Here is an 18,845-nt window from a genome sequence, read left to right as displayed (position 1 = left end):
ACGAAACGACGGACCATCACTCCCACACCGACACCGCACCTATCCCTGACCAGCGAAAACGGAGTCGTCAGACTCGGAAAGACAACAACCTCTAACAGGATTTGAACCTCTGTCCTCATCCTTATCGGTCACCACGCTGGAGCCGCTAGTCGAAAAAAAACCTTGATCCCACCGGTGTCCTGACCGCTGACATGCGCGGTGGGCCGCCGCCGTGAGTCGCTCGTGGTGTTAGGCACTGATGTCAGACACCAAAGGGCGGCTTGACGCTTCCGCGACCCGAAGTAAAGCCTCGCCCTGGTGGGCAGGTGGGTTCTTCACGCCTCGATGCGCTTGCTGACCGTGCGCCCGTGGTTCCACGCATCGACCACCAACTTGTAGGCCGTGGTAGTACGAGACCCCGTACCACTGTTGTTGAAACCACCACGTGAGGACCGGCTCAGAATCTCAGACCTCCACTTGGCGGCGGTGCCCATCTTCTGCATCTTCTTCGCGAGTTCAGAGTCGTTCACCAGGTCGCCCCAACGGCCGATGAACTGACCGATTCCTCCGAGGAGCATGCCGTCCCAGGTCTCCGCAGCGCGCCCCCACGCGTCTTCGGCAATCGTCAGAGTGCGGTCGAAGACCGACGCGCCGTAGCGGTCCGTGATCTGGAGCACGCCTGAGACCGCCCCCACGCTGTTGGTGGACGACGACCCGAGTGCCAACCCGTGCTTCTTGAGAATCCGATCCGTATCAACAAAGAGGGGGACTCCGCCGGTCAGCCCCACGTGGTACTCATCAATGGGGCGAGGCTTGTGCGACTCACGGTTCTTGATCAGGAAGAGGATGGCTTCCTCGGGCTGCGTAAGCCCATGGTGGACGTCAGCGCGTATGGTGGCGAGACCAGCCAGGACACACGCGCGCCAGCGGTGCTGTCCGTCAACGATGTACAGGTCGCCGTCGTCCCTCTTGGAGACGATGATCGATCCAATCGCCTCTCGAACCAGATTGTTGGCGATGTTCTGTGCTCGCCGCTCGTTGAGGGTGCGCTGAGCCTGAGGGTCAATGTTGAGGTCGGAGACAGAGACCTCTTGGCCGTACTCCACGTGGTGAGTCGGCAGCTCGAAAGTGTACCGAGCTTTGGGCATGGCTGTGCCTTCCTGCGCCGGGATCAGGGGATTTTCGGCTATGCCGGGATGTTGGGACCAGCGCAGCAATTATCTAACCAGGCGTCACATATGAGTGACAACCATATTTTTGCCGATTGAACTGTGCTGGTTGGCGTATCCCCAGGCAACGACGGCTCGGCTGAATCCGCCCTCTCGCCCACTACCTTCCACCGTTCCCATCCCGTCCGCCTCGACCCACACACCGTGGAGCGGGCGTGGTTCCTGGCGTCCAGGTGGAGCGCGCCACTGTACGACCGACCTGGACGCCATGGGCCGCGTCTGCCCGGCTCTGCCTGGGTCGGCGGTGGACGGGATGGGAGCACTCCGCGCACGCCACAACGTGCTCGCGGTCGGCGACGGCGCCCCCTCCATCCCGGTACCGGCCCCCCCGGGCCGGAGGCATCGTCTTTGACCGCCCGCCGTTCTATACGGTGATCGACTCGCCTGTAACAGCTATCGCCCTCGTTCGGGTCAAGTCGACGGTGCGTCGGTGGTAAGGAGCCTCGTCATGTCTGGCTCGACAAAGGCGCTCGTACGCCTCGATCACGTTGACGCGCCAACAAGCATGTCGATCACCAGACGGGCGTCACCGATGGAGTCGACCTATTCGTTCAACGTCATCGGGCTGGACGCGCTGACGGCCGGACGGGGGACGAAGCGAACGAGAACCTCTGCAAGCTCCAAGGCCAAGATCGCAACGGTACCCCCGTGCCGTCCTTGGACGCTCGGCAGTGGCTGGCCCACTGGCTGGAGCACATCGTCGCTCCGGAGCGCGAGCACAACACGTACCTGAAGTACGAGTCCAAGGTGCGGCTCTGCCTGTTGCCTCACCTCGGTAAGAAGCCGCTGGTAAGGCCCTCTACCCCGACACAGATCCGCATCGTCATGGCGGCCCTGACCCCGGAGAAGGTCGGCGCCTCGGCCCGGTTGAGGTCGCGCGCGTCCTCCGCATGACCTCAACCGGGCCATGCATGAGGAACTGATCACGAGGAAGGCATGGAACGAGTGCTCAGTCCGCGTCCGCCGGCTCTACGCGGCCTGCGGCCTCGTCCTAGTCCTCGGCCTTCGCCGCAGTGAGGTGCTCGGGCTGCGCTGGCAGGACATCGGTTTCGAGGCCGGCCACTTCACCCCGGTCAAGCACGTCCAGCGGGAGCTGCAAGACGACCACGGCGGCGTGATCGACCCGGTGGGCTTCTCCCCGCACTTTCGATCGGCTCGTCAAGCGCGCCGGCGTCCGCCGGATCAGGGTCTGCCTCGCCCGGCACACCTGCGGGAACCTGCTCGCCTTCCTGAAGGTGCACCCCAAGGTCGCTCAGGCGATCCTCCGGCACAGCCAGATCATCGCCGAACTCCTGGAAGATCCACTCATTGGCTGACGTGCCCGCTCGATGGGCTACGGCGGAACCTGCTGCGCACCCAGATCACGCTGAGAGCGGCTGCGGCAACCATGGACAGAAAGATCGCCCCAAGGACCACTGTCACTCCGGCTGAGATCGCGAAGATCGCCCACCACGGCGGATCGCCTTCCACAGTCCTCCTCGGCGAAGCGTGCGTACCAAGCACGACGCCGGGGAGCTGGGGCTGGTTCCGTGACCGCCGTTGATGTCAGCCATGGATGTCAAAGACCCCCAGCCGTTACCGACTGGGGGTCTTCTCGCTGGTGGGGCTAACAGGATTTGAACCTGTGGCCTCATCCTTATCAGGGATGCGCTCTAACCAACTGAGCTATAGCCCCGCCGCGCTCTGCGGTGTATGTCCCGCGCGCTGACTCCTGAAGATTAGCGCACGAGGAGGGCAGTCCCAAAATCGGTTGTCGCGGGGTCCCGGAGGGACGATCACTCGTCCTCGGCGAGCGTCAGCTCCACGCCTCCGACGAAGCCGGCGGACAGGTTGTAGATGAACGCGCCGAGCGTGGCCAGCGCCGTCGCGAGGACGACGTCGATGACGGCGATGACCGTGGCGAACAGCAGCACGTTGGGCAGCGACAGGAAGGACTGCAGGTCGAAGCCGTTGGACTCGTTGGATCCGGTCGCCTCGGAGATGGTGCCGCCGACGGTGGAGAAGACACCCATGGCGTCCATGACCATCCACAGCACGGCGGACGCGACGATCGTGCAGATGCCCAGCGCGATGGAGAGCAGGAAGCTGACCTTCATCACCGACCACGGGTCGGCCTTCGACACGCGCAGGCGTGCCTTGCGGACCCTGGGCGTGGTGCGCGCGCCGGTGCGCGGGCGGCGCACCGCGGACGCGTTGCCGCCCTGGGTCTGGTAGGCCTGCGGCGGGTGGTACGGCCCGCCGGGCTGCTGGGGCTGCCGTTCTCCCGGCAGCGGCGAGGCCGCCTGCTGAGTCTGCTGGCCTCGGGTGTCCGTCACAGTTCCCCCCTGGGATCCATGCGTCTGGGACGTGTGCGAGTCGGTCGCGCCGTCGTCGATCTTGCGCAGCTGAGTCGTGTGCGGATCGGTCGCACGCGCGGCGGAGCCACGGCCGCCGCCGCCCGTTTCCGTACCCCTGGAGGTACCGGCCGATCCGGCGCCCGTGGCTCCGCTCACGATGACTCTCTCCTCGTGCTACTCGGTCGAGGGCGCCTCGCCCTCGTCCGTGCCGGTGGTCGCGGCACCCTCGGCGGTCTCGTCGACGACCACATCGCCGTCGACCTCCTCCGCCTCGCGTCCCGCCTCGGCGTTGCGTGCGATGCCGACGACGGCATCGCGCTTGCCCAGATTGATCAGTTGAACGCCCATGGTGTCACGGCCGGTCTCCCTGACCCCGCTGACTCGCGTACGAATCACACCGCCCGAGAGCGTGATGGCGAGGATCTCGTCGTGCTCCTCGACCACCAGCGCGCCCACGAGCGACCCACGGTCCTCGACGATCTTGGCGGCCTTGATACCGAGGCCGCCGCGGCCCTGGACGCGGTACTCGTCGACAGAGGTGCGCTTCGCGTACCCGCCGTCGGTGGCAGTGAACACGAACGTACCGGCTCGAACAACATTCATCGAGAGCAGCTCGTCCCCTTCGCGGAAACTCATGCCCTTCACACCCGAGGTGGCACGCCCCATGGGACGCAGCGTGTCGTCCGACGCGGTGAACCTGATCGACTGCGCCTTCCTGCTGATCAGCAGGAGATCGTCCTCGGCCGAGACCAGCTCGGCTCCGATCAGTTCGTCGTCGGAACCGTCCGCCTGCTCGCGCAGGTTGATGGCGATCACGCCACCGGAGCGCGGCGAGTCGTAGTCCTTCAGCGACGTCTTCTTCACCAGGCCCGCCTTGGTGGCCAGGACCAGGTAGGGCACCGCCTCGTAGTCGCGGATCGCGCGGATCTGGGCGATCGTCTCGTCCGGCTGGAAGGCCAGCAGGTTCGCCACGTGCTGCCCACGCGCGTCCCGGCCGGCGTCGGGCAGCTCGTACGCCTTCACCCGGTAGACGCGGCCCTTGTTGGTGAAGAACAGCAGCCAGTGGTGGGTGGTGGACACGAAGAAGTGGTTGACGATGTCGTCTTCCTTGAGCTTCGTGCCGCGCACGCCCTTGCCGCCGCGCTTCTGGGCGCGGTAGTCGTCGGTCTTGGTGCGCTTGATGTAGCCGCCCCGGGTGACCGTGACGACGATGTCCTCCTCGGCGATCAGGTCCTCGATGGACATGTCGCCCTCGTAGGGGATCAGCTTCGTCTTGCGGTCGTCGCCGTACTTCTCGACGAGCGCCGCCAGCTCCTCGCTGACGATGCCGCGCTGCCGGACCGGGGAGGAGAGGATCTCGTTGTACTCGCGGATCTTCGCCAGGAGTTCGTCGTGCTCCTGGACGATCTTCTGACGCTCCAGGGCCGCCAGCCGGCGCAGCTGCATCTCCAGGATCGCGTTCGCCTGGATCTCGTCGATCTCCAGGAGGCCCATCAGGCCGTGGCGCGCGATCTCGACGGTGTCGCTGCGCCGGATCAGCGCGATGACCTCGTCGATGGCGTCCAGGGCCTTGAGCAGGCCGCGCAGGATGTGCGCCCGCTCCTCCGCCTTGCGCAGCCGGAAGCGCGTACGGCGGACGACGACCTCGATCTGGTGGTTCACCCAGTGGCGGATGAACGCGTCCAGGGAGAGGGTGCGCGGCACACCGTCGACCAGGGCCAGCATGTTGGCGCCGAAGTTCGACTGCAGGTCGGTGTGCTTGTAGAGGTTGTTCAGGACGACCTTGGCGACCGCGTCCCGCTTCAGGACGATGACCAGGCGCTGGCCGGTGCGGGACGACGTCTCGTCGCGGACGTCGGCGATGCCGCCGATCTTGCCGTCCTTCACCAGGTCGGCGATCTTCTGCGCGAGGTTGTCGGGGTTGGTCTGGTACGGCAGCTCCGTGACCACCAGGCACTGGCGGTTCTGGATCTCCTCGACCTCGACGACCGCGCGCATGGTGATCGAACCACGCCCGGTGCGGTACGCCTCCTCGATGCCCCTGCGGCCCACCACCAGGGCGCCGGTCGGGAAGTCGGGGCCCTTGATGCGCTCGATCAGCGCGTCGAGCAGCTCCTCGTGCGAGGCCTCGTAGTTCTCCAGGTACCACTGGGCACCGGCGGCGACCTCGCGCAGGTTGTGCGGCGGGATGTTGGTCGCCATGCCGACCGCGATGCCGGCCGAGCCGTTGATCAGCAGGTTCGGGAAGCGGGCGGGCAGGACGGTCGGCTCCTGGGAGCGGCCGTCGTAGTTGTCCGTGAAGTCGACGGTCTCCTCGTCGATGTCGCGGACCATCTCCATCGACAGCGGCGCCATCTTGCACTCGGTGTAGCGCATGGCCGCCGCCGGGTCGTTGCCCGGCGAGCCGAAGTTGCCGTTGGAGTCGACGAGCGGCATCCGCATCGACCACGGCTGGGCGAGGCGCACCAGCGCGTCGTAGATGGAGCTGTCGCCGTGCGGGTGGTAGTTGCCCATGACGTCGCCGACGACGCGGGCACACTTGTAGAAGCCGCGCTCGGGGCGGTAGCCGCCGTCGTACATCGCGTACAGCACGCGGCGGTGCACGGGCTTGAGGCCGTCACGGACATCGGGCAGCGCGCGCGAGACGATGACGGACATCGCGTAGTCGAGGTACGAGCGCTGCATCTCCGTCTCGAGCCCGACGGGCTCGACACGCATCGCCAGGGCGTCGCCCTCGGGCGTCGTCACAGGGGTGTTCTCGTCGGTCATTGCTGGTGAAGGTCCTTCCTGGTGCGGTCAGCTGAGACCGACTCAGATGTCGAGGAAGCGGACGTCCTTGGCGTTGCGCTGGATGAACGCGCGCCGGGCCTCGACGTCCTCGCCCATCAGCACCGAGAACAGGTCGTCCGCCTGTGCGGCGTCGTCGAGCGTGACCTGGCCGAGGACGCGGTGCTCCTGGTCCATGGTCGTGATGCGCAGCTCCTCGGCGTTCATCTCACCGAGACCCTTGAAGCGCTGCACGGAGTCCTCGCGGATGCGCTTGCCGGCCTGGCGGCCCATCTCGATCAGCGCGTCGCGCTCGCGGTCGGAGTACGCGTACTCGAAGTCGTCCCGGCCCCACTTGATCTTGTACAGCGGCGGGCGGGACAGGTACACGTGCCCGGACTCGACCAGCGGCCGCATGAAGCGGAACAGGAAGGTCAGCAGCAGGGTGTTGATGTGCTGGCCGTCGACGTCGGCGTCCGCCATCAGGATGATCTTGTGATAGCGGAGCTTCTCGATGTCGAAGTCCTCGTGCACACCGGTGCCGAACGCGGAGATCATCGCCTGGATCTCCTGGTTCTGCAGGATCCGGTCGATGCGCGCCTTCTCGACGTTGAGGATCTTGCCGCGGATCGGGAGGATCGCCTGGTACTGCGGGTTCCGGCCGGACTTGGCGGAACCACCGGCGGAGTCGCCCTCGACGATGAAGATCTCGCACTTGGTCGGGTCGTTGGACTGGCAGTCGGACAGCTTGCCCGGCAGCGACGCCGTCTCCAGCAGACCCTTGCGACGGGTCAGGTCACGGGCCTTGCGGGCCGCCACACGCGCGGTGGCCGCCTGGATGCCCTTGCGGATGATGTCCGCCGCCTCGTTCGGATTGCGGTCGAGCCAGTCGGCCAGGTGCTCGTAGACCACGCGCTGCACGAAGGTCTTGACCTCCGTGTTGCCCAGCTTGGTCTTGGTCTGGCCCTCGAACTGCGGCTCGGCCAGCTTCACCGAGATGATCGCCGTCAGACCCTCGCGGATGTCGTCACCCGTGAGGTTGTCGTCCTTCTCGCGCAGCAGCCGCTTGTCGCGCGCGTACTTGTTGATGAGCGAGGTCAGCGCCGCACGGAAGCCCTCCTCGTGCGTACCGCCCTCGTGGGTGTGGATGATGTTGGCGAACGAGTAGACACCCTCGGTGTAGCCGCCGTTCCACTGCATCGCGACCTCGAGGGACAGGTTGCGGTCCTTGTCCTCCGCCTCCAGGTCGATCACGGTGGGGTGCACCACTTCTCCCTTGCGGGAGTTGAGGTACTTCACGAAGTCGACGATGCCGCCCTCGTAGTAGTACGAGACGGTCTTGACCTCGTGCTTCTCGTCCTCGCCCGCCTCGTCCGCACCGGCCGTGGCCTTCGCCGACTCGCGCTCGTCGGTGAGGTTGATGCGCAGGCCCTTGTTGAGGAACGCCATCTCCTGGAAACGCCGCGACAGCGTCTCGAAGGAGTACTCGGTGGTCTCGAAGATGTCCGGGTCGGCCCAGAAGGTGACCGTGGTACCGGAGTCCTCGACCGCCTCGTGCTTGGCGAGCGGCGCGGTGGGGACGCCCAGCTTGTAGTCCTGGGTCCAGCGGAAGCCGTCGCACTTGATGTCGACGGACAGCCGGGACGACAGGGCGTTCACGACGGAGACACCGACGCCGTGCAGACCACCGGAGACCGCGTAACCGCCGCCGCCGAACTTGCCGCCCGCGTGCAGCACCGTCAGGACGACCTCGACGGCCGGCTTCTTCTCGACGGGGTGGATGCCCACCGGGATGCCGCGGCCGTTGTCGACGACCTGGACACCGCCGTCGGCGAGGATCGTGACGTCGATGGTGTCCGCGTGGCCGGCCAGTGCCTCGTCGACGGAGTTGTCCACGACTTCCTGCACCAGGTGGTGCAGGCCGCGTTCACCGGTCGAGCCGATGTACATACCGGGTCGCTTGCGGACCGCGTCCAGACCCTCGAGCACGGTGATGGCACTGGCGTCGTACGAGGCGGAGGCCGCGCCGTTCGAAGTGCTCACCACGTCGTTCACGCCGGTGTCGGTGGACGGGTTGTTCTCGTTGGGGTTGCCGGAATCGGCCACGAAGCGCCCTTTCTGGCACAGCACGAGCCGGGCTCGTCGGCGGGTTGCCGGAGCGGCTGCGGCATGTTGCGTTGGTAAGCCTTGATCAGCGTTGCTCAGCTAGTCCCGAACGGTCCCCACGTTCGGGGCGGGATTCCTCCCCAGTCTACCGGTACCACCGACACTGATGGGGGTTTGCCGGTACCTGAGTCCGCATGTGCCGCCCTGAATCGGCCTCGCCCGACTCCCGATATGCGGAAGGGGGCCTCAAGAGGCTCACAACGGCACTCAGCGCTTCGAGGCGTCAACCCTTGGCTACTTGGGAGTCAGATCGGGATTCACGATCGCACGCAGTGGTACGCCTCAGCGGTCGCCGACGGTTCACACCGATCATCGACGCCCAAATATGTGAGGTACATCACCCATGTGTGACGGGGCGCCAGAGCGCCCGCCCCTCACCCGTGGAGCACCCGTCGCTCACCCGTAAGTGTCGCCAGGACCCTGGCTGCCGGGCGCGCGCAACGGGCCGTAACGGCGCCCGGGGCCCCCGGAACCGCCGGGGCCCAGCACCTTGATCATCCGCACCGAACCGTGCCCCAGGTCCTCGTTGAGCCGGGCCACCAGGGTCGGCGCCAGCAACCGCAGATTCGTCGCCCAGGCCGTCGAGTCGCAGCGCACCACCAGCACCCGCTCGTCCTCGTCGTACCGCTCCGGCACGCAGTGCTTGGCCACGTCCTCGCCGACGATCTGCGGCCAGCGGCCCATCACGCCGCCCACCGCGGCCGGCGTCTCCCAGCCGCGCTCGGTGATCAGCCGGTTGATCGCCGACCCCAGCGCCATCGGGTCCCGCCCGTCGGCCCGCGCCCCGGAACGCAGTCCACCGCGCCGCGCCTGCTTCTTCTGCTGCGCCGCGTCCCCACGCGCGCGTGCCGCCTCCCGCGCCGCCCTGAGCGCCACGCGCGCGAGGTCGACGCCGGACGGCTCGGGACTCTTCCCCCGGGGCCCGGGCTGCTCCTCCGGGACCGGTTCGTCGGTGCTCATACGCGCTCCACCGTGCCCTCCGCGACCGTGAACCGCGTCCCCGCCAGCACCTGCGGCACGTCGTCGTCGACCGCGGCCGTCACCAGCACCTGCTCGCCCGGCGCCACCAGCTCGGCCAGCCGCTCCCGGCGCCGCGCGTCCAGCTCGGCGAAGACGTCGTCGAGGACCAGGACGGGCTCGTTGCCCTCGGCCCGCAGCAGGTCGAACGAGGCCAGCCGCAGCGCCAGCGCGTACGACCACGACTCGCCGTGGGAGGCGTACCCCTTGGCGGGCAGTGAACCGAGTTTGAGAAGCAGATCGTCCCGGTGCGGCCCCACCAGGGTGACGCCCCGCTCGATCTCCTGCTTGCGCGCCTCGGCGAGCGCGGCCATCAGCTGCTCGTACAGGTCCTCGCGCGTGTGCGCCTCCCCGGGCGCCGACGGCTTGTACTCCAGGGCGACCGGGCCGCCGCCCGGGGCCAGCTGCTCGTACGCCTTGTCGGCCAGCGGCTGCACGGCGGCGATCAGGTCGAGGCGCTGCGCGAGCAGCTCGGCGCCCGCGCGCGCGAGGTGCTGGTCCCAGACGTCGAGCGTGGACAGGTCCATCGTGCGGCCGCCGTGCCGGCGCGCGAGCGCGGCCGACTTCAGCAGGGTGTTGCGCTGCTTGAGGACGCGGTCGTAGTCGGAGCGCACCCCCGCCATGCGCGGCGAGCGGGCGGTGATCAGCTCGTCCAGGAAGCGGCGCCGCTCCCCGGGGTCGCCCTTCACCAGCGCCAGGTCCTCGGGCGCGAACAGGACGGTGCGCACGATACCGAGTACGTCACGGGGCCTGACCTGCGAGGACCTGTTGATGCGGGCCCGGTTGGCCTTGCCCGGGTTCAGCTCCAGCTCGATCAGCTGCTGCCGCTCGCCCTGTCTGACCTGGGCGCGGATCACGGCGCGCTCGGTGCCCATGCGCACCAGGGGCGCGTCGGAGGAGACCCGGTGGCTGCCGAGGGTGGCGAGGTAGCCGACCGCCTCGACCAGGTTCGTCTTGCCCTGCCCGTTCGGGCCGACGAAGGCGGTGACGCCCGGGTCCAGGGGCACCTCGACCCGGGCGTACGAACGGAAGTCGGCCAGCGACAGATGCGTGACGTGCATGGTCGTTCGCCGACCTCCCCAACTGGTGGTGCCTACTTCTTCTCGACCGCGTGGCCGCCGAACTGGTTGCGCAGCGCGGCGATCATCTTCATCTGCGGGGAGTCGTCCTGTCGGGACGCGAACCGCGCGAACAGCGACGCGGTGATCGCCGGCAGCGGCACCGCGTTGTCGATCGCGGCCTCCACAGTCCAGCGTCCCTCACCGGAGTCCTGTGCGTAACCCCGCAGGTCGCCGAGGTGCTCGTCCTCGTCGAGCGCGTTGACGGCCAGGTCGAGGAGCCAGGACCGGATCACCGTGCCCTCCTGCCAGGACCGGAAGACCTCGCGGACGTTCTCCACGGAGTCGACCTTCTCCAGCAGCTCCCAGCCCTCGGCGTAGGCCTGCATCATCGCGTACTCGATGCCGTTGTGGACCATCTTCGCGAAGTGGCCCGCGCCGACCTTGCCGGCGTGCACGGCGCCGAAGTCGCCCTCCGGCTTGAGGGCATCGAAGACCGGCTGCACCTTGGCGACGTTCTCCGCGTCGCCGCCGTACATCAGCGCGTAGCCGTTCTCCAGGCCCCAGACGCCGCCGGAGACGCCGCAGTCGACGAAGCCTATGCCCTTGGCCGCCAGCTCCTCCGCGTGCTTCTCGTCGTCCGTCCAGCGGGAGTTGCCGCCGTCCACGACGACGTCGCCGGGCTCCAGCAGCTCGCCGAGCCGGTCGACGGTGGCCTGGGTGGCCTCGCCGGCCGGGACCATGACCCAGACCACGCGCGGGGCGCTGAGCTTGCCCACAAGCTCTTCCAGGCTGTGGACGTCGGCGAGGTCCGCATTGCGGTCGTATCCGACGACGGTGTGGCCCGCGCGGCGGATCCGCTCGCGCATGTTGCCGCCCATCTTGCCGAGGCCGACGAGACCGAGCTCCATCAGTAGCTTTCCTTAGGTGTGCGAGGTGGCAAGGCGGCACCTCCGTACCCGCCGGATGCGTGCCGCGGCACTTTCGTACCCGCGCCGAGCCTAAACCCGGACGCCCGTGCACAGCTGTGGGCATACGCGCTCAGACGTACGCCCCCACCTGCGGGTTTTCCTCACCCTGTGGACAACCACCGACGGTGCGGACGACTCAGCCGCTCAGCCGCACCGGCATGATCAGGTACTTGTAGGCCTCGTCCGCCTCGGCGTCCAGCGCGGGCTTGCCGCTGAGCAGCGCCGGCTTCGTGGACGTCGTGAAGGACAGCTGGGCCACCGGCGAGTCGATGGCGCTCAGGCCGTCCAGCAGGAAGGTCGGGTTGAAGGCGATCGAGATGTCGTCGCCGTCCAGCTGGGCGTCGACCCTTTCCACAGCCTGTGCGTCGTCGCTGGAGCCGGCCTCCAGGATGAGCACGCCCTGCTCGAAGCTGAGCCGCACCGGGGTGTTGCGCTCGGCGACCAGGGCCACGCGCTTGACGGCCTCCACGAAGGGGGCGGTCTCGATCACGGCGACGCTGTTGAACTCCGTCGGGAACAGCGTCTTGTACTTCGGGAGGTCACCCTCCAGGAGACGCGTCGTCGTCCGGCGGCCGGCGCCCTCGAAACCGATCAGGCCCTCGCCCGCGCCCGAGCCGGACAGCGCCAGGATCACCTGGTCACCGCTGGTCAGCGCCTTGGCGGTGTCCTGGAGCGTCTTGGCGGGCACCAGCGCGACCGCGGAGACCTCCGGGTTCTCCGGCTTCCACAGGAACTCGCGGACCGCGAAGCGGTAGCGGTCGGTCGAGGCCAGCGTCACCGAGTCGCCCTCGATCTCGATGCGCACACCGGTGAGCACGGGCAGCGTGTCGTCGCGGCCCGCGGCGATCGCGACCTGCTGCACGGCCGCGGCGAAGACCTCGCCGGGGACCGTGCCCGTCGCCTCCGGCATCTGCGGCAGCGCCGGGTACTCCTCCACCGGCAGGGTGTGGAGGGTGAACCGCGAGGAGCCGCAGACCACCGTCGCCCGTACACCGTCTGTGGAAATCTCCACCGGCCGGTTGGGGAGGGCGCGGGAGATGTCGGCGAGCAGGCGGCCGGAGACGAGCACCGTGCCCTCCTCCTCGATCTCGGCCTCGACCGACACCCGCGCGGAGACCTCGTAGTCGAAGCTGGACAGGCTCAGCTGTCCCTCCTCGGCCTTCAGCAGCAGGCCGGCGAGGACCGGCGCCGGCGGACGGGCCGGGAGGCTGCGCGCCGCCCAGGCCACGGCCTCCGCGAGTACGTCGCGTTCCACCCGGATCTTCACTGTTGCCGCCTCCTGCTGTTGCCGGCGCTGCTCGCTCTGCCTGGCCTTCGTCGTCTGGGTCGGTGTCGTCGTTCCCCACGGGACCAGAACACCGGGGACCAGTCTGACGCACCCCACTGACAGTAGGTGCCCTTCGGGGTCAAGTCGTGACGAGGGACGGTCGGGCTCCGGAGAGCGAGTTGTGCACAGGACCCGCTTCGAAACGAATTCCGCTCTCTCTAAGGTCAGGAGTAGTAGTAGGGCCTGTGGATACCGTGGATAACCGCGTTTGCCCAGGTCAGAGCAGGAATTTTGTCCACTGGTCCTGTGGGCGGAGCCCGTGGACAACTGGGCGTATCTGTGGAGAACAGAAAGTTCTGCACACTCCGTGCACAGGGAGAGGCGAGTTCTCCCCAACGCCGTCCCCAGCTTTACCCACGTTTCCCACAGCCCAACCCGGCACCCTGATGTGACGCCTTTCACTCGACGCGGTGACAGGGCGCGTCATGTTGCCGAACAGTGGACAGACATGTGGAGAAGCCCATGATCGTTGGGGACAACCGCCTCCAGCCTGTGGGTTGCCCGTGGACAACTTGATGCACAGCTTGTGGACCGTTCCTTCGTCCACAGCCTGTGGAGATCCTTCGTCCACGAATCCACAGGGAGCTGACCTGCCCTGATGATCCCTCAACAGCCTGGCCTGTGGACAGGATCGGGACAACTTCCCAGTCCCCAAGGTGTGGACGGAAAAAAGTGGCCCAATCTGTGGAGGACGGCCGTAACCCCGCAGGTAATCGAACAGTGGCTGGGACGGGCGTACGACCTCCGGGCACGACGCACGCGACCCCCGGGCACGCGAAAGGCGCCCCCGGAGTGTCCGGAGGCGCCTGTGGGGCCGGTGCCGGCGGCCGTCAGCCGTTCTTGATGCGGTTGGTCAGCTCGGTCACCTGGTTGTAGATGGAGCGCCGCTCCGCCATCAGATTGCGGATCTTGCGGTCGGCGTGCATCACCGTGGTGTGGTCCCGGCCGCCGAACAGCGCGCCGATCTTCGGCAGCGAGAGGTCCGTCAGCTCGCGGCACAGGTACATGGCGATCTGCCGGGCCGTCACCAGCGCGCGCCCGCGCGAGGTGCCGCACAGGTCCTCGACGGTGAGGCCGAAGTAGTCGGCGGTCGCGCCCATGATGGCCGTGGAGGTGATCTCGGGCGCGGAGTCCTCGCCGCCCGGGATCAGATCCTTGAGGACGATCTCCGTCAGGCCCAGGTCGACCGGCTGCCGGTTGAGCGAGGCGAAGGCCGTCACCCGGATCAGCGCGCCCTCCAGCTCGCGGATGTTCCGCGAGATCCGCGAGGCGATGAACTCCAGTACCTCCGGCGGGGCGTTGAGCTGCTCCTGCACGGCCTTCTTGCGCAGGATCGCGATGCGCGTCTCCAGCTCGGGCGGCTGGACGTCGGTGGTCAGGCCCCACTCGAAGCGGTTGCGCAGCCGGTCCTCCAGCGTCACCAGCTGCCGGGGCGGCCGGTCGGAGGACAGCACGATCTGCTTGTTGGCGTTGTGCAGCGTGTTGAAGGTGTGGAAGAACTCCTCCTGCGTCGACTCCTTGTCCGCCAGGAACTGGATGTCGTCGACGAGCAGGATGTCCATCTCGCGGTACCGCTTGCGGAAGCTGTCGCCCTTGCCGTCGCGGATGGAGTTGATGAACTCGTTGGTGAACTCCTCGGAGCTCACGTAGCGCACGCGGGTGCCGGGGTAGAGGCTGCGCGCGTAGTGCCCGATGGCGTGCAGCAGGTGGGTCTTGCCCAGGCCCGACTCCCCGTAGATGAAGAGCGGGTTGTAGGCCTTCGCGGGTGCCTCGGCGACGGCGACGGCCGCCGCGTGGGCGAAGCGGTTGGAGGCGCCGATGACGAAGGTGTCGAAGAGGTACTTCGGGTTCAGGCGCGCGGTCGGTTCGCCCGGTCCGGTCGCCGGGGCCGGCTGTGCGGCGAGCGGACCGGGGGCGCCGGTGGCGGGACCGGGACCGACGGGGCCGCCGCGGTGCACGCGCCCGGAGCCGGACGGGGGCTCGGGCAGGTCCCGGCGGGGGCCGCGCTGGTCGTATTCACCGCGCGGGGCGTCGTATTCGTTGCGAGAGGTCTCGTAGTCGCCCCGGGACTGCTCGTAGTCGCCCCGGGGGGATTCGTAGTCGCCGCGGGGCTTGTCGTAGTCCCCGCGCGGTTGGTCGTAGTCGCCGCGCTGCTTGTCGTAGTCGCCGCGCGGGGAGTCGTACGGCGGGCGCTCCGGGGACTGCGGCCGGTGCTGGTACGCGTCGTGGGAGTACGGCGCCGGGTCCTGGCCGTACGGCTCCTGCGGCGGTGAGGCGTAGGGGTCCCGCTCCGGGAAGCCGAGGCGCTGCTGCTGCCAGCCGTAGTCGTCCTGCTGCGTCTGGCGCGGCCAGGAGCCGGGCTCGGGGCGCTGGTACTCCTGCGGGTAGGCGGGCCGGGCGGTGGGCAGCTGGTCGGCGCGGTGGCGGCCGTATCCCTCGTACTCGTCGCGGCCCTGGCCGGGAGCGGGGAGCTCGGGCTCCTCGTAGCGGGGCTGTGGGCGGCTCGGCGGCGCCTGCGGGGCGGGGCCGGCGGGCTCGCCCGCGGTGTCGTCGACGGTGATCGCGATACGGATCGGGCGGCCGCACTCGCGGCTCAGGGTCTCGCTGACGACGGGGGCGAGTCGGCCCTCCAGTACGCCCTTCGCAAATTCGTTCGGTACGGCGAGCAGGGCGGTGTCGGCGACCAGCGCGAGCGGCTGGCAGCGCCGGATCCAGTGCTCGTCCTTCGACTCGACGCCCTGCCCGCGGCCTTCCCCGAGAAGTTGCTCCAGTACGCGTGGCCACACTGCGGCAAGATCGGCAGGTACGTCAGCCACAGGGCACGCTCTCTCACGAGTCCCTCGAAGGTGTGATTCGGGGACGGGTCGGGATGAAACTCGGATGGGGCAGGGATAAGGGAACGAATCGGAGTTCAGTCAAGGTAGTCAGCGCGGCCGGTAGGGTTCAAGTTGTTGTCCCCAGCCTGTGGACAAGTGTCTCCCGGTCCCCGCTGGTTTGACCGAATGACGCAGTCGCACGTACCGTAACCAGGTCGAGTTGTCGATGGCTGCTGCCGCCTGCCTCCGATGGGCACAGGTCACGTCAAGGTGATCGAAAAGCGGTGCACTCGGGCGTAACGCGAGCTACTCGTGGGCGCACGGTGACAGCCAGGACGGCACCCCGCCAACCCCGATTCTTTCTGGAGCCCCCGAGTGAGCAAGCGCACCTTCCAGCCGAACAACCGCCGTCGCGCCAAGACCCACGGCTTCCGGCTGCGGATGCGTACCCGTGCCGGCCGCGCGATTCTCGCGACTCGCCGCAGCAAGGGTCGCGCCCGTCTGTCCGCCTGATCCCGGTCAGGTCATGACATCGTGCTGCCCACCGAGAACCGGCTGAGGCGGCGCGAGGACTTCGCGACCGCGGTACGACGAGGACGCCGGGCCGGCCGCCCGGCCCTCGTCGTCCACCTTCGAAGCGGTGCCACGGACCCGCACGCGCCTGGGGAGAGCGCTCCCCCGACACGTGCGGGTTTCGTCGTGAGCAAAGCTGTAGGAGGCGCGGTGGTGCGCACCAAGGTGAAGCGCAGGCTTCGCCATCTGGTGCGCGACCGGATCCACCTGTTTCCCCCCGGTAGCCTGGTAGTCGTACGAGCGCTGCCCGGTGCGGGTGACGCCGACCATGCACAGCTGGCCCGAGACCTGGACGCCGCCTTGGAGCGGCTACTGGGAGGGGGCGCGCGATGAAGTACCCGCTGCTGGCTCTGATCAAGCTCTACCAGTGGACGATCAGTCCGCTGCTGGGGCCGGTGTGCAAGTACTACCCGTCGTGCTCCCACTACGGCTACACGGCCGTCGACCGGCACGGAGCCGTCAAGGGCACGGCGCTCACGGCATGGCGCATCCTGCGATGCAATCCGTGGTCGCTGGGCGGCGTGGACCATGTTCCGCCGCGCAAGCGTCCGCGGTGGCACGAAATGCTGCGTGACGCCTGGCGTGCACGTAAGGGCGGGCCCTCCGCCGCCGAACCGGCCACCGAAGGACGGACGGCTCCCACGAGCCCCTCCGGTCCCTCGGGCCCGGCCGCAGAGACCTCGCCCCATGCCCAAGGAGCATGATTAGTGGACACGATTGCCAGCCTGTTCAGCTTTATCACCTGGCCCGTCTCCTGGGTCATCGTCCAGTTCCACACGGTGTACGGGGCGATCTTCGGACCTGACACCGGATGGGCCTGGGGCCTGTCCATCGTGTCCCTGGTGGTCCTCATCCGCATCTGCCTGATCCCGCTCTTCGTGAAGCAGATCAAGGCGACCCGCGGTATGCAGACGCTCCAGCCGGAGATGAAGAAGATCCAGGAGCGCTACAAGAACGACAAGCAGCGTCAGTCCGAAGAGATGATGAAGCTGTACAAGGAGACGGGTACCAACCCGCTCTCCTCGTGCCTTCCCATCCTGGCGCAGTCCCCGTTCTTCTTCGCCCTGTACCACGTGCTCAACGGCATCGCCTCCGGTGACACCGTCGGTGCGGTCAACCAGAAGCTCCTGGAGAGCGCGCAGCAGGCACACATTTTCGGTGCCCCGCTGGCCTCCAAGTTCTTCAGCAGCGAGAGCGAGGTCGCCGCCCTCAACGCCTCGCTGACCGACGTGCGGGTCGTCACCGCGATCATGATCGTGCTGATGTCCGCGTCGCAGTTCTTCACCCAGCGCCAGCTGATGACGAAGAACGTCGACACCACGGTGAAGACCCCGTTCATGCAGCAGCAGAAGATGCTGATGTACGTCTTCCCGGTCATGTTCGCCGTCTTCGGCGTGAACTTCCCCGTCGGTGTCCTCGTCTACTGGCTGACCACGAACGTGTGGACCATGGGCCAGCAGATGTACGTCATCCGCAACAACCCGACGCCGGGTTCCAAGGCCCAGGCCTCCTACCTGGAGCGGCTGCACAAGAGCGTCGCCGAGCACGGCAAGACCCGCGGCCGGGGCGAGAGGGCCGTCGTGAAGGCCATCGTCGCCAAGGGCCGGGACCGCAACGAGTTCGAGCGCAAGTTCATCAACGGCCTGAACAAGGCGGGTCTCGCCGCCCAGCCCGACGGCAACGTGCTGAAGAGCGAGACCTCCGCGGCCGCCCAGAGCGAGGACGGCGCGCCCGTCGCCACCGCCACGCCCAAGCGGCAGCAGCCCAAGCGGCAGAGCAAGTCGCAGCGCCAGTCCGCCAAGCCGGGCGGTGAGGCCGAGGCGAAGACCTCGCTCACCAAGTCCGACGAGCCGGAGGACGGCAAGCAGGCCGCCAAGCCCGCCGATGCCGCCAAGAAGTCCGGACAGCAGAAGCCCGCCCAGCAGAAGGGCGGCGGCACCCGCAGCAAGGCCCAGTCCGGGCAGCGCAAGGGCCCGCAGCGGCCCAAGTCCCCGTCGAAGAAGTAAGAAGGAGTCCATCCCGTGACGGAAGGCACCACCTCCGCCGCTGCCGAGGGCGCAGACACCCTCTCCCGCCTCGAGCAGGAGGGCGAGATCGCCGCGGACTACCTGGAGGGTCTGCTCGACATCGCCGACCTCGACGGCGACATCGACATGGACGTCGAGGCAGACCGTGCCTCTGTCTCGATCATCAGCGACTCGAGCAGCCGCGACATCCAGAAGCTGGTCGGCCGGGACGGTGAGGTGCTGGAGGCTCTGCAGGAGCTGACGCGCCTGGCCGTGCACCGGGACACCGGTGACCGCAGTCGGTTGATGCTCGACATCGCCGGCTACCGGGCGCAGAAGCGCGCCGAGCTGTCCGAGCTGGGCGCCAAGGCCGCGGCCGAGGTCAAGAGCAGCGGCGAGTCCGTGCGGATGAAGCCGATGACCCCGTTCGAGCGCAAGGTCGTGCACGACGCGGTCAAGGCCGCGGGGCTGCGCAGCGAGTCCGAGGGCGAGGAGCCCGAGCGCTTCGTCGTCGTGCTTCCCGCCTGATCGGTTCTCTCGTTCTCCGGCCCCGTCTGTTGCGCAGGCGGGGCCGAGTTTTGTCAGCCTGATAGTTCTGGTG

Annotated in this window: 15 protein-coding genes, 1 tRNA gene and 1 pseudogene; 6 read left to right on the top strand and 11 right to left on the bottom strand. The window is 67.8% G+C overall.

Annotated features, from left to right (window positions below):
• Positions 1-314 precede the first annotated feature (314 nt).
• Entirely contained in the window at positions 315-1,127 is an 813-nt protein-coding gene (locus tag ACFC1X_RS20350) for a DUF6551 family protein (protein ID WP_376355519.1), read from the bottom strand.
• 573 nt (positions 1,128-1,700) lie between these two features.
• Positions 1,701-1,787 (bottom strand): annotated as a pseudogene (locus tag ACFC1X_RS20345) (YdcF family protein); the annotation flags it as partial.
• 69 nt (positions 1,788-1,856) lie between these two features.
• Between ACFC1X_RS20345 and ACFC1X_RS20340 the strand changes: the two are divergent.
• Positions 1,857-2,102 (top strand): hypothetical protein, encoded by a 246-nt coding sequence (locus ACFC1X_RS20340; RefSeq protein WP_376355517.1) that lies wholly within the window; start codon positions 1,857-1,859, stop codon positions 2,100-2,102.
• Between the two features lie 704 nt (positions 2,103-2,806).
• On the opposite strand, the gene ACFC1X_RS20335 is transcribed toward ACFC1X_RS20340, so the two are convergent.
• The 9 genes from ACFC1X_RS20335 to dnaA form a co-directional block, all read right to left on the bottom strand.
• A tRNA-Ile gene (locus ACFC1X_RS20335) sits at positions 2,807-2,883 on the bottom strand.
• 100 nt (positions 2,884-2,983) lie between these two features.
• Positions 2,984-3,700, bottom strand: coding sequence for a DUF3566 domain-containing protein (locus ACFC1X_RS20330; RefSeq protein ID WP_376355515.1), 717 nt, complete (start codon positions 3,698-3,700; stop codon positions 2,984-2,986).
• A gap of 18 nt (positions 3,701-3,718) precedes the next feature.
• A complete protein-coding gene (gene gyrA, locus ACFC1X_RS20325) occupies positions 3,719-6,313 on the bottom strand; it encodes a DNA gyrase subunit A (RefSeq protein ID WP_376355513.1) in 2,595 nt (864 codons plus the stop codon).
• 42 nt (positions 6,314-6,355) lie between these two features.
• Positions 6,356-8,416 carry a DNA topoisomerase (ATP-hydrolyzing) subunit B gene (gene gyrB / locus ACFC1X_RS20320; RefSeq protein ID WP_376355511.1) on the bottom strand — a complete coding sequence of 687 codons (2,061 nt, stop codon included), beginning with the start codon at positions 8,414-8,416 and terminating at the stop codon, positions 6,356-6,358.
• Between the two features lie 456 nt (positions 8,417-8,872).
• A complete protein-coding gene (locus ACFC1X_RS20315) occupies positions 8,873-9,436 on the bottom strand; it encodes a DUF721 domain-containing protein (RefSeq protein ID WP_376355509.1) in 564 nt (187 codons plus the stop codon).
• On the bottom strand, positions 9,433-10,554 hold the full coding sequence (gene recF, locus ACFC1X_RS20310; RefSeq protein ID WP_376355507.1) for a DNA replication/repair protein RecF: 1,122 nt from the start codon (positions 10,552-10,554) through the stop codon (positions 9,433-9,435). Before recF ends, ACFC1X_RS20315 begins: the two co-directional genes overlap by 4 nt.
• A gap of 32 nt (positions 10,555-10,586) precedes the next feature.
• Positions 10,587-11,462, bottom strand: coding sequence for a phosphogluconate dehydrogenase (NAD(+)-dependent, decarboxylating) (gene gnd / locus ACFC1X_RS20305; protein ID WP_125491284.1), 876 nt, complete (start codon positions 11,460-11,462; stop codon positions 10,587-10,589).
• A 196-nt stretch (positions 11,463-11,658) separates the two neighbouring features.
• Positions 11,659-12,789, bottom strand: a complete 1,131-nt coding sequence (dnaN, locus tag ACFC1X_RS20300; protein ID WP_161330546.1) for a DNA polymerase III subunit beta — start codon at positions 12,787-12,789, stop codon at positions 11,659-11,661.
• 890 nt (positions 12,790-13,679) lie between these two features.
• Positions 13,680-15,665, bottom strand: coding sequence for a chromosomal replication initiator protein DnaA (gene dnaA / locus ACFC1X_RS20295; RefSeq protein ID WP_376355504.1), 1,986 nt, complete (start codon positions 15,663-15,665; stop codon positions 13,680-13,682).
• Positions 15,666-16,040: 375 nt separating this feature from the next.
• Here dnaA and rpmH point away from each other — a divergent pair, with 375 nt between their 5' ends.
• From rpmH to ACFC1X_RS20270, 5 genes are read left to right on the top strand one after another with little or no spacing between them, the layout of a single operon-like run.
• Positions 16,041-16,178 (top strand): 50S ribosomal protein L34, encoded by a 138-nt coding sequence (gene rpmH / locus ACFC1X_RS20290; protein WP_003975051.1) that lies wholly within the window; start codon positions 16,041-16,043, stop codon positions 16,176-16,178.
• A gap of 21 nt (positions 16,179-16,199) precedes the next feature.
• Positions 16,200-16,571: a ribonuclease P protein component gene (gene rnpA, locus ACFC1X_RS20285; protein WP_122616561.1), complete on the top strand. Its 372-nt coding sequence runs from the start codon at positions 16,200-16,202 to the stop codon at positions 16,569-16,571.
• Complete coding sequence (gene yidD / locus ACFC1X_RS20280) at positions 16,568-16,942, top strand: membrane protein insertion efficiency factor YidD (RefSeq protein ID WP_376355501.1); 375 nt, start codon at positions 16,568-16,570, stop codon at positions 16,940-16,942. The genes rnpA and yidD overlap by 4 nt, the downstream gene beginning before the upstream one ends.
• A gap of 3 nt (positions 16,943-16,945) precedes the next feature.
• A complete protein-coding gene (gene yidC, locus ACFC1X_RS20275; protein ID WP_376355499.1) occupies positions 16,946-18,244 on the top strand; it encodes a membrane protein insertase YidC in 1,299 nt (432 codons plus the stop codon).
• A 15-nt stretch (positions 18,245-18,259) separates the two neighbouring features.
• Positions 18,260-18,772 (top strand): protein jag, encoded by a 513-nt coding sequence (locus ACFC1X_RS20270; RefSeq protein ID WP_376355497.1) that lies wholly within the window; start codon positions 18,260-18,262, stop codon positions 18,770-18,772.
• The last annotated feature ends 73 nt before the right edge of the window (positions 18,773-18,845 follow it).

The sequence above is a fragment of the Streptomyces sp. NPDC056128 genome (assembly GCF_042263835.1).
Classification (GTDB): domain Bacteria; phylum Actinomycetota; class Actinomycetes; order Streptomycetales; family Streptomycetaceae; genus Streptomyces.
The sequence above is the reverse complement of the archived record's forward strand: the minus strand, read 5'-3'. Positions and strand labels throughout refer to the sequence as shown.

Bases quoted from the DNA above. Each gene is read 5' to 3' on its own strand.
- ACFC1X_RS20350 (WP_376355519.1), bottom strand. From the start codon at position 1,127: ATGCCCAAAGCTCGGTACACTTTCGAGCTGCCGACTCACCACGTGGAG.
- gyrA (WP_376355513.1), bottom strand. From the start codon at position 6,313: ATGACCGACGAGAACACCCCTGTGACGACGCCCGAGGGCGACGCCCTG.
- ACFC1X_RS20315 (WP_376355509.1), bottom strand. From the start codon at position 9,436: ATGAGCACCGACGAACCGGTCCCGGAGGAGCAGCCCGGGCCCCGGGGG.
- recF (WP_376355507.1), bottom strand. From the start codon at position 10,554: ATGCACGTCACGCATCTGTCGCTGGCCGACTTCCGTTCGTACGCCCGG.
- gnd (WP_125491284.1), bottom strand. From the start codon at position 11,462: ATGGAGCTCGGTCTCGTCGGCCTCGGCAAGATGGGCGGCAACATGCGC.
- yidD (WP_376355501.1), top strand. From the start codon at position 16,568: ATGAAGTACCCGCTGCTGGCTCTGATCAAGCTCTACCAGTGGACGATC.